Origin of the sequence: Spiroplasma endosymbiont of Lariophagus distinguendus (genome assembly GCF_023846195.1) — a bacterium.
GTDB lineage: Bacteria > Bacillota_I > Bacilli_A > Mycoplasmatales > VBWQ01 > Spiroplasma_E.
The window spans coordinates 21,289-32,661 of sequence record NZ_JALMUW010000004.1; the positions used below are offsets into that span (position 1 = coordinate 21,289).

The following is an 11,373-nucleotide window of genomic DNA, read 5'->3' on the forward strand; positions in this document are numbered from 1 at the left end:
ATACATGATACTTTGAAGAAATGTGTTCTTGCAACCTGCAGAGATTTTTACTTTTGTATTTTTCAAATACTTACAATTAATTTATTGGTTGTTTTTTTCATAAATACTAACAATCAAGGTTTTATTCACCAAGACTTTGTTTTTAAAACCCATATGTGAAAGAGATACATTTCATCTCATTTGCACTATGCCTCAACAATAAATTGTGATTCTTGTTTGGCAATACAAGTTCTGATTTTATGACCCATTCTTCAAGCAGTTTTCAAAGTTACCCCAATTCTTTTGGCAACATCAGTTGATGGAATCCATGTTTGGTGTTTATTCATCTAAAGATGAGATAAAACCAAGATTTCAAAGGTATTTGTGACTTGTAAAAAATGGTGCCATGAAGAATACTAAATGTTTGATGACATTTCAAACATCTTATTCTTCTTAAATCAGAAGTATTCAAATTTGTTCAATAACACCTGATACATTTATTTTCCTTCAAACTTACTATATATTTCAAACAATCTTGTTCTGTTTGAAAAGTATTGTTGAACTCATTCAATTTCATTGTTTCCTCCACAAGTACATGTGGGGAGAAGTCCGATATTAGATTATAAAATAAGTGCAAGTTTAGACATGACATTTGTTGTCCAAAAAATATCCAAGCTTTGAGTTAATGCTCAAAACCTACTTCTTATGAATTTTATAATCAGATCAAGGGATTTTTACTATACAAATCCTTCCTTATAAAATTTTTATGCATGAATTAAAATAAAAATTTCAATGTCTAGGAAGAGGTAATTCCTGTGATAATGGTGCTACTGAAACTTGATTTGGAACAATGAAAACAGAATTTCTATATCAAATTCCAAGAAAAAATAGAACTATTGAATGAATACAAGACAACTTACCTAAATATATTTACTTTTATAATAATTATCGACCTCAAATAAAATTAAAAGGAATGAGTCCAATCGAATATCGATTAGCTCATTCCAAACTAACAAATAATTACTTCATACCTATAAATTTAACACTTACAAACGCTATTTTATAAAATTTAATAAAAGGTTACTTTTATTGTCCACTTTTCTTGACAAGTTCAGTTTTACAAAGTTACTAATTCAGATTAATTCTGTCTTCAAATTTTATCATAAAATGAGCAATTGCTGTATTTCAATTTTGAATGGGCATTGTTCATTTTTTTGTTATATTGTCAATTGCTAAATAAAATATTTTAAAAACTGACATATCGTTAGGAAAAACTTTTTTATTTCTGATGACTTTTCGTAATTGACTATTAACAGATTCAATAGCATTTGTGGTATAAATTACCCTTTTTATTTCTGCAGGATAACTAATAAAAACCATTAAATTATCTCAATTTTTATATCAAGATTTAGCAATTTGTGGATATTGTTTAGTTCATTTATTTTCAAATGATTCTAAATCTTGCATTGCTTGTTCTTCACTACATGCAGTATAAATTGGTTTTAAATCTGCAACTAGAGATTTTCTATGCTTATATGAGACATATTTCAAACTATTTCTAATTTGATGAACGATGCATAATTGATGTTCGGTTTTAGGATAAACTGATTGTATTGCTTCTGACATGCCTGTTAAATTATCACTACAAGCAATCAGAATATCATTTAAGCCACGATTTTTCATTTCTGTGAAATTGGCTAATCAAAATTTAGAACCTTCATTTTCACTAATTCATAAACCTAAAACATCTTTTTTACCTTCTAAATCAACCCTAAAGTTTATATAAACTGATTTATTAATAACTCTGTCATCTTGTCGTACTTAACTACTATACAATCAAAAATAAACAATCGGATAAACACCATCTAATGGTCGATTTTGCCATGCTTTGACGTCATCAATAACATCATCAGTAATTTGACTAATAACACTTTCACTAATATCAGCACCATGATATAACTTTGTAATTGCATTCCAATATCTGATAATGTCATACTGCATATAAAGAAAGAACTTGTTGATCAAAACCATCAAATCTTCTTTGTCTTTTTGCAACTATTACAGATTAAAATTGGCTTATTACGATCTCTTTGGTACATCAATTTCAATTTTACCTTGTTGGGTTATTAATTTTTTTGAACTTATACCTATTACGAGCATTGTCACTCTATTATTTGGCAAGCTGATTCTTATCATATCCTAAATAATTTTGCATCTCAGAATTCAACATTTTTTCTACTAATCTTTTTGTTAATTCTTTATATAATCCTCCCTCTTTAAAAACTGTTGTTAAATCTTCAGTATTTTCTAATAATAAATCTACTGCTTGTGATATTGGATCATTGTTATTAATATTTTGCTTTTTAGCCATCTGTAACTCACTCTTTCTAGAAAATTAATTATATTTACTAGAACTAATTAAACATAGTTATTTTTGTAAGTTACACAGATTACTAAACATTAGAAAGGGTCACCCCTAAGTTGCAAAAAACAATGTTTTAACTTAGTAAGGAGACTCTTTTTATGACAAGATATAATAAGGAACTAAAATTAAAAATCATAGAACAATATTTTGCTGGTAAATCTGCTACAACATTAAGCAAAGAAAATAAAATCAGTAGAAAAATAATTTATATTTAAATTCAAAAAATGATACTTGCAAGGTGAAAAGTTTAGTTTCAAAAAAGAACTAAAATTAAAAACAAGAGGTAAATACTGTATAGAGATTTTAAGAAAAGACCAAAAGAATCATTTAAAAATTATGAAAACGAGTTGAAAAAGAATTATTTTTACTACAAATCCAAAATTGAAATTTTGAAAAAGTCTTATTCTACTGCAGTCAAAATTGAAAAAACCACAAGCAAAACTAAACCACGCAAAAATAAACCATTTCACTTTTAAACCTTATCTTTATGAATGTTATAAAATTGTTAAAATCTATATTGAAAAGGATTTAAAAAATCTTTTCTATTAAATTTATTACAAATTCTAATGAAGGATATCATGAAATATCTGCGGATGTCCAGAATGAAACCACAAAGTTTGATGATAAGTTATGATTGCTACAATAAATTTAATCTTTTATGATGATGATAAAGATTTATGGTTGTCAACAAGAATATATTGCTAAACGAATGGCAGCTATTTAAAATTGGTAGAAAAAATCACTTTCAGCAATGAAAGATTAGGTTTAAAAACAATTCATAAACAAGGAACTTATGGAAAAAAATCAAAATTAAAAGCACAACATAAATTTATAGCACCTAATTTATTAAAACAAGCTGATGATACCATTAGCTTTAAAGTTAATAAACCATTAGAAAAAATTGCTTTAGATATTAGTGAATTTAAAATTAATAATCAAAAATTGTATTTGTGAGCATTTGTTGATTTTTATTCACGAAAAATTTTACATCATCACTGATCTAAAAATCAAGAAAAGTCACACCTTATAAAATCTTTAAAAGATATGACTAATAAATATAATTTATACAATACAATTATTCATACTGATCGGAATACAATTTAGAACCTATGATTATTGAAATTGCTATGCGAAAAAAAATAATATCTAATTAAGCATGACAGATGGCTATGCTCATATCAAAATGCACTTGTAGAAACTGTATTTAAAACTTTAAGAACCTGTTTATTTTAAAGACAAAATTCAAAAATAAAATACATTTTTATTATATATGAATCATGCTATTTGAAAATATAACAATACAAGATTTCATACAAAAATAAAAAATACTCCAGAAAAAGTGTTTCAATTACTTTTTCACTAGAGTATAATTATTGCAACTTAGAGGTGACCCTTTCTACCTTTAATTATTTTATTTTTATCAATTTTTCCAAAAGTAAAATATTTTTTAATACATTAAATAACTAATTTTTTTAAATTTGCTAATCTTTTTGTTTTTTTAAATTTCTCATTAATATCAACAATAGTAGTTTGAGCTTAAATTAACTCTACATTAATAATTTCTGGAGTAAATTGATTTTATCAATGATTATTTTATCAATTCTTTTATTAATTCATTCATATTCTTCTTGTAAATTTTTATTCATTTTTCATCCTTTCAAAATAAAAACTCATTTACTTTGAAATTAAAGCAATGAGTTAAAAACTTATATTAAGTTTAATTAAATTATACAAAAAAAATTCCTATATTAAAAACAGGAATTAAAATTTTAAAGGTTATTTGGAATTTGTGTTTATTTAACAGTGTAACTTTCCAAAATAATTTAATTTTTTGATAAATATTTTTAGGAAATTTTCACTCGATATTGACACTATCAAAATTAAGATTAAGATTTATTTTTAGTTTTAGCTAAATTTAACGCAATTTTTCGCGCAGCAAATGGATCGCGAGGATCATAATGTCAATAATTAGTAAAATATTTTTTAAAATTATTAGACAATGTTGAAGAAGCAATATTAATAGCATGAAAGCGATTAGCTTTTGCTTTTAGTTGCAACATTAAATTAATATTATTTTTAGTAATATTAGCAGATAAAAAATCAGAAACTACCAATAAGTCTGCATTATGATATGTTTTAGATTGCATAATTGTTAAAGCATGACTAATAGCTGGATTAATATTAGTATGTCCTTTAAAACTATGACCTAAAAAATGAATTAGATTGGGAATTGATGAAACTAAATTAGATAAATCATAAGTTTCAAATTTACCAGAAAAATTGATCATATAGCATGGTCTTTTTTCTTGTAAAGCAATTTTACTAATAGCAAGCGCAATTGATTTTGCAATAATTTCTGGACTATGACTCATTGATTTAGATGTATCAATGCATAAGATAAAAGGGCCTTCACTTTCGGGAATTGGTACTTCTACAACTTCTTCAACAAGATGTTCAGTGGCAACTAAATCCATTGATTCAAACTCTGTAATTGCTAACTTTTCTTCAACAAATTTTTTATAAAAAATAGCATTTAACTCTGGAATAGCAAGATTAACTAATTCTAATGGTAATAAATGTTCTAAATCTTTACCCTCGGTAATTCCTACTATTTCTTCAGGCCATTTTCCTAATGGCTTTAATTGATATTCAATTTGTACTTTTTGATGAACCTGCTTTTCTGTTAAACCCGAAATTCCTTTTCAACGACCAAGTAGTCTAGCAATTTCAATAATAGCTGGATTCTTATTTAAAATTTCACCATATTGTATAATAGTATTTAAATTAATTTTTTTAAAATCATTTAAATCTCCTTCTCAAAATCGTCCAAAAAAATTTCAAGCAAAACCAACAATATGTCTTACTTCATTAATAATTTTAATATTATTACTTCACATTGTTAAATATTTTTGACGCATTTGCATAGTTTCAAATAATTTATAATTTACAATTCTTTGAACAATTAAACTTTCTCAATGTCTTATAAAATTATCAAAAGTTAATTTACTATTAAGTTTACGATCCTTAAATTTTTCTTGAAAATAATAAAAATAATTAATCATTGGTGAATCAAGAATTTTTGCCCTAGTGTAAATTTCTTGTCAATTATTTTTTAATCTATCAATACCATTAATCATAACTCAGAAATATAATCGTAATTCTCTTTTAATGATGGGACTAATAACAATATTTTTACTTTTTTCTAAAACTTCATTTAAATAAAAATGACTAATTTGTTGATCAAATTCTGGAGCTAATCAAGCAAAATTTTTTTTAAATCAAGTAAAACTACTTAAATTTGTTTCTGATAAAGACATTTTTTTCAATTTAGTTTCTAAAATTTGTGAAACATGGGATTCAATTAATTGTTCCATAATAATCACCTATCTTAATTAATATCAGAATTATTATTAGTATCATTAACATTTGGAATAGTTATTGGTGAATCTTCAGTTAGTGATTCTGATGAAAGAGTCGTTTCAGTTTCTGCTTTTGGTATTTGCGAAATTTTATCAAAAAATGCCATTTCTAATAGTGATTTAAATTGTTCATCAAAAAATATAGAATCGGTTTTACTTAAACGATGATATTCTTGTTCAAAATGTACTTTTAATTCATTAATTTGTTGCTTTAAATCTTTAATTTGACTATTAATATTTCCAAATTGTGATTTACTATCAGTATTAGTTAATTCAACTTGAATTATAGAATTATTTGTAATATTTATTAATTCACTAGAATTCTTTAATTGTAACTCAAACTTCTGATTACCTTCCATTTTACTTAAACTTTTACCATAAAATAATTGAATATTATGACTCTTTTTATTACGTCGTAATAATAACTGAAAATCCTTTCTACTAATAAAACAAATTGGAAACTCATCACTATGTCATAATAAACGATAATATATGCCTTTAATTTGTTCAGAAAATGGATTGGAGTAAATAGATGGTTGATTTTGACTATCTTTAATGTTTTCAGCATTATTACTTAATGTTTCCAACTCACTTTCCAGTTCAATCTGATTTTGTTTCAATGTGTAAGTTAAATCTTCACAATATGCTTCATTGAAAAGTTTTGTATACTCTTTTTCTTGATCTTCATTATCTCAAATACAGTAAGGAATAATCAATAAATCAGGCTTATCAGTAGTTGTTCTACCATTATAATAAGCTGAAGCTTTTATTAATTTAGCAATTTTTTTTCATCTTCGATCGGAAATGTAAGCTTTACCATTAGTTGCTTCTGTTAAAATTTTACGAAAACGAGAAATAAAATTTAATGTTTCTTTGCTTAAAGTAACAGTAGTTTCCAATTCTTTTAATCACTTTTCATATTCAGAAGTTTTAATTTGTAATTCAAGTGGAACTTTTACTTCTAAACTAGTAATACTTTCTAACATATCATTAAAATTTTCTTCATTAGTTAAACCATAAACTATCATTCTAATAATAAAACGATCAAATAAAGCTTCTAAACCTTTACCACTTTCTGGTAACTCATTAGAAGCTGAAATTAATAGTTTTAATGGTACTTTGATATCAACACCACCATTACGAAAGATTTTTTCATTAATAATAGTTAGTAATGTATTTTGAATTGAAGGGCCTGCTTTTCAAATTTCATCCAAAAAAGCAATATCAACAGCAGGCAAATATTGATCAATAATTCTTACATAGTTACCTTTTAATAAATCTTTGATTGAGATTGGTCCAAAAATTTCTTCTGGAGTAGAAAAACGATTCATTAAATATTCAAAATTTCGCCCATCATGGAGCGCATATTTAATTCGTCGTGAAATTAATGATTTAGCAATTCCTGGTAATCCTAATAAAAATATTGATTCTCCTGATAATAACGCCAAAATAGCAAGTTTAAAAACAGTTTCTTTTTCATAAACATCAGCGCTAATTACTTTAATTAATTGTTCAATTCGCTTAGAAAGTAAACTATCTGTACTCATTTATATTCTCCTTTACTTATTATTTATTCGACACTTAATTCTCTTCTTACATCATCACTTTTAACAATTAATAAACAAGCAGCAATTAATCATAAAACAGTTATTAGTAAAACAATAATCATAAATATTGGAACTTCTGCAGAAACAGTTTCATTTACTAATCCATTAACCACTAACAAAATTGTACAAAATACTTCTAAAACTATAAAATAAGCAATTGCTAAAATAATATAAACAATTGATCATCCAAACATAGCACTAGCAGTGCGACCAATCGCTACTGGTAAATAAAATATAAAATTAAATCCCAGAGTTATAATTAAAAATATATAAATTATATAAGTTGGGTTCATGTTACTACCTTTATTACTCAAAATTTGATTAACCAAATTGTTAGCTAAAAAATAAGAAAAAATTAAATGAAAACAAGAAACTGTAAGTAACAAAATACGAGCAATATTTTCCATTTTTGAACTTCAATACATTCTTTTAAATTTAATACTATCACTTAATAACGGATTATAAGTAGTAAAACGTTGTTCTTCAATATCTTTAAATGATGGATTATCATTATTTGGTTTGATAATACTATTATCAACATTTGACAATGGAGTATTTTTTAAGTCATCTTTTTTTTCTTCCATATATCTAACACCCCTTATTTTTTATTTATATTATAACTTATTTTAGGTATTAAAACTTAATAATAGTATCTGATATAAATTAAAATTATAAGTGTTTAATTTTACAAAATTAGCAAATTTAAATTTATTTTTTTAAAATATAATATGGCAAAATTAAAAACAAAAAAATAATTTTTAAATAAATAAGAAATTATAAATCATTATAAATCATTATATAAAATAAAACATTTTGTTGATTCACTAAAAATAATACTTAATATATTTTAAAAACAAAATACCTAATGAACATAATAACTGTTAATTATTTCACATTTTTGGATTGCATCTCAAAAATTATTATTTTTTATTTTTACTTTTAAACCAATAATTAAAAAAGTTAATGCAATAGTAAAAAATCCAAAAATTGGAGTTAAAATTATACAAAAAATAACTCCAATTTGTAATTGAACTCAATCATAATAACCATCATAATTATGAACTACTGATGAACATATATTTTCTGCAGAATGATTTAAAATATAATTTACACTCATATAATTTAATAAACTAAATCCATTTGTTATTTCTATTGTTATTTCTATAATAAGTCTTTTTTCTTTATATAATTTAAGATGTTCAAAAAAACTTTTATCAAAATTAGAAAAACCAATTAACATTAAACCAATTACCATAATTAAAATAGTTAAAATAAATAAAAATAAGGTTACTAATTTTAATTTTTTATATTTTTGCAATATCATTTATAATTTTCCTTTCAAAATAAAAACCCATTTGCTTTTATCTCAACAAACAATGGGTTAAAAACTACTATATTATTTATATTTTTTATACACAAGAATAATAACAAATTTATATTAATTTTACAATTAATAACCTATATAATTAAAACTATTTTATATAATTAGTATGAATATTAAATTATAGTTATCAAAATTTAACCCATTTTCATAAAATCAATACTTATTTTTAAGTATTTAAATTCACTTTACTTTAAAAGTAAAATTAAAACTATGGGGCTTGGGAACATAGTCACTGCTTATCAAATCTTTTCCAATATGAAATCTAATTTTTTTAATATCATTAGTCTTAATAATATCAGTTGCCTTTAATGATAAGTTATTACCATCAATATCTAAAAAAGTAAAAGCACTTAACTCATTAATTTGCACCTTTAAAGCTTTAACAAAATATCCTTTAAAAGTAGCAAGTGATTTAATAACAAGATTTCAATTAATATTTGGATCAACCGTCGAATCAGGATAATCTAATAAGAAAAAAGTAGAATTATTTTTTGCAAATTGATACATTTCTTGTCAATATTTATTTTCTAAAAAAGTTTCTAAATTACCAATATTAATATAATCATTAACATTAATATTTTCAATACTATTATTTATTGAATTTGAAAAGCCAAAATAATAACTCAATTCCTTATATTTAAAATGATTACCACTATTATCACTAGTCAATAATACATGTGGAGGACTATATTTTATTAATGATTCATCACTATCTACTGCTTCTTGTACCATACTAAAAGGAACAAAATCAATAGTATTAACTTTAAGATAATCAATAACCTTTTCAATACTTGTTGGTTTTAAATCAATGAAATCATAAACAACATTTGGATTAGAAACATATGTTATATAAAAAGGTTTTAATGGAAAATTTGAAGAATATGAATAAAGATTAACATATTCTTTGGAACTATTCACAGCATTACCAACATAATTTAATTCGGGATTATGAACTAATTCGAAATATGGTTTAATAGTAGCTACATCATTAAAATCAATATCTGCTAAAGGAATTGTTGATATTATTGGATAAAGATGAGTATCACTAGCAAATTCTTCTTTATAATCATTAATAAATTTATTAATTTCATCTTCGATTGTTTTATAAATAATAGTATTATCAATTTTATCCGCATAATAAAAATTAGTTGGTAAATAACCATGTGTTCATTGCTCTTGCAAATAATCACTACCATTTGGAAATTTTCCCGAAACATGTTTACTAAATTTTCCTTCAAATTGATTAAACATCATAAATTTTTCATAAAATTTAGCAGTATTTTTAATTAATGCAATTACTGGTATTTTAAATTCAATAAATGAAGATTGTAACTTTAATTTTAAATCAAATTTAGTAACACCATCAGTTTGAATTAAACTCTTATCTAATTCATCATTACTATTGGGTTTATAAAAAGTGAAATCATAATTAGTAATATTAGTTGGAAAAAAACTATCTCATCAAGATTCTTTTATTAATAAATCAAAAACTTGTTTTTTTGATTCTTCTTCAAAAAATGGCAAACGTAAATTTTTATTACTACTATCAATTGGAACATCATTCATATCAACAATAATTGATTCTTCTGGAATATTTTGTTTAAAATCACCAATATTAAAAGCACTCTGCATAGCAAGAGCAATAAAAAAAGTGCTAATTGCTAAACCAATTATCATAATTAAAGAAATAGTTATTGTCAGAAAAGTTTTTTTTACTTTTACTGGTTCTACTTTACCAGTAACGTATTTAGTAATATTATTTAGTTTTCTTCAATCATCATTATCTTTCTTTTTAGCCATATATTATTCACCTAAATTTCCATTATCTAAAACTTAATTCATACATTTTAATAATACTTTTAATTAAATATTTTTTATTTTCAATAGTATTTAATCATCAATGCAAAATAGCAATTCATCATAATAAGAGTGCTATAACCGCGAAAATCAATACTGTGATTCGATAAGGACTGTCACTATAAGAAAACATAAAAAAACTAATACCAATAATTATTAAATTAACAATAGAACCAAATATTAAAAAAAATAAACAACTTAAACCAATACCTCTAATAGTTTTAGATAAAAAAACGGGTAAAACCATAATTAAAATTATAAAAGCAAATAAAACAGTAACTAACATTGCTACTACTTTTAATATTGCACTTTGAAAAACTGGTGCTGATGGTATACCAGGAAGATTAGCAACCAATTGACCAAAACCAATGCCATTAAAAAAAATCAAGCCAATTCAAAAAATTTGAATAGTTAAAATAAATATTCGCGAAAAACCATCACCAAGACTAGTAAAGTAAACTCTTGTTAAATTTAAATCTAATAATGAAGGTAAAGGAGTTTCCTTTAATTTCTTTAACTCTTTTTGACCAATAAGATTACTTGTAGTTAAAAATTGTTTATCTAATGATTTATCCATATCTTTCACCCATCCTATAAAATAATTATAATGCATTTTATTTAAAAACTATATAGTTAACTTATATCCGAATTTTAAATATATAAAATAATCAAATTTGGAATGGGGCACTTGGCACTTAGGCC

Annotated in this window: 10 protein-coding genes and 1 pseudogene; 2 read left to right on the forward strand and 9 right to left on the reverse strand. The window is 23.8% G+C overall.

Annotation, left to right across the window (positions count from 1 at the left end):
- Positions 1-185: 185 nt before the first annotated feature.
- On the reverse strand, positions 186-326 hold the full coding sequence (locus M0D11_RS00835; RefSeq protein WP_252319161.1) for a hypothetical protein: 141 nt from the start codon (positions 324-326) through the stop codon (positions 186-188).
- Positions 327-829: 503 nt separating this feature from the next.
- On the opposite strand from M0D11_RS00835, the gene M0D11_RS00840 reads away from it, so the two are divergent.
- Positions 830-1,045 (forward strand): IS3 family transposase, encoded by a 216-nt coding sequence (locus M0D11_RS00840; RefSeq protein WP_252319163.1) that lies wholly within the window; start codon positions 830-832, stop codon positions 1,043-1,045.
- 62 nt (positions 1,046-1,107) lie between these two features.
- Here M0D11_RS00840 and M0D11_RS00845 read toward each other — a convergent pair.
- Positions 1,108-2,010: pseudogene (locus M0D11_RS00845) on the reverse strand (IS256 family transposase).
- A 139-nt stretch (positions 2,011-2,149) separates the two neighbouring features.
- Entirely contained in the window at positions 2,150-2,350 is a 201-nt protein-coding gene (locus M0D11_RS00850; RefSeq protein WP_252319164.1) for a hypothetical protein, read from the reverse strand.
- Positions 2,351-3,130: 780 nt separating this feature from the next.
- Between M0D11_RS00850 and M0D11_RS00855 the strand changes: the two genes are divergently transcribed.
- Positions 3,131-3,508, forward strand: coding sequence for a DDE-type integrase/transposase/recombinase (locus tag M0D11_RS00855; protein ID WP_252319165.1), 378 nt, complete (start codon positions 3,131-3,133; stop codon positions 3,506-3,508).
- Positions 3,509-4,290: 782 nt separating this feature from the next.
- On the opposite strand, the gene M0D11_RS00860 is transcribed toward M0D11_RS00855, so the two are convergent.
- The 6 genes from M0D11_RS00860 to M0D11_RS00885 form a co-directional block, all read right to left on the reverse strand.
- A complete protein-coding gene (locus M0D11_RS00860; RefSeq protein ID WP_252319166.1) occupies positions 4,291-5,778 on the reverse strand; it encodes a VWA domain-containing protein in 1,488 nt (495 codons plus the stop codon).
- Positions 5,779-5,792: 14 nt separating this feature from the next.
- Positions 5,793-7,370 (reverse strand): AAA family ATPase, encoded by a 1,578-nt coding sequence (locus M0D11_RS07105; protein ID WP_252319169.1) that lies wholly within the window; start codon positions 7,368-7,370, stop codon positions 5,793-5,795.
- Between the two features lie 23 nt (positions 7,371-7,393).
- Positions 7,394-8,014, reverse strand: a complete 621-nt coding sequence (locus M0D11_RS00870) for a hypothetical protein (protein ID WP_252319172.1) — start codon at positions 8,012-8,014, stop codon at positions 7,394-7,396.
- Positions 8,015-8,292: 278 nt separating this feature from the next.
- Entirely contained in the window at positions 8,293-8,754 is a 462-nt protein-coding gene (locus tag M0D11_RS00875; protein WP_252319173.1) for a hypothetical protein, read from the reverse strand.
- A 234-nt stretch (positions 8,755-8,988) separates the two neighbouring features.
- Positions 8,989-10,614, reverse strand: a complete 1,626-nt coding sequence (locus M0D11_RS00880) for a hypothetical protein (protein ID WP_252319174.1) — start codon at positions 10,612-10,614, stop codon at positions 8,989-8,991.
- 22 nt (positions 10,615-10,636) lie between these two features.
- A complete protein-coding gene (locus M0D11_RS00885) occupies positions 10,637-11,248 on the reverse strand; it encodes a hypothetical protein (RefSeq protein WP_252319175.1) in 612 nt (203 codons plus the stop codon).
- Positions 11,249-11,373: the final 125 nt, after the last annotated feature.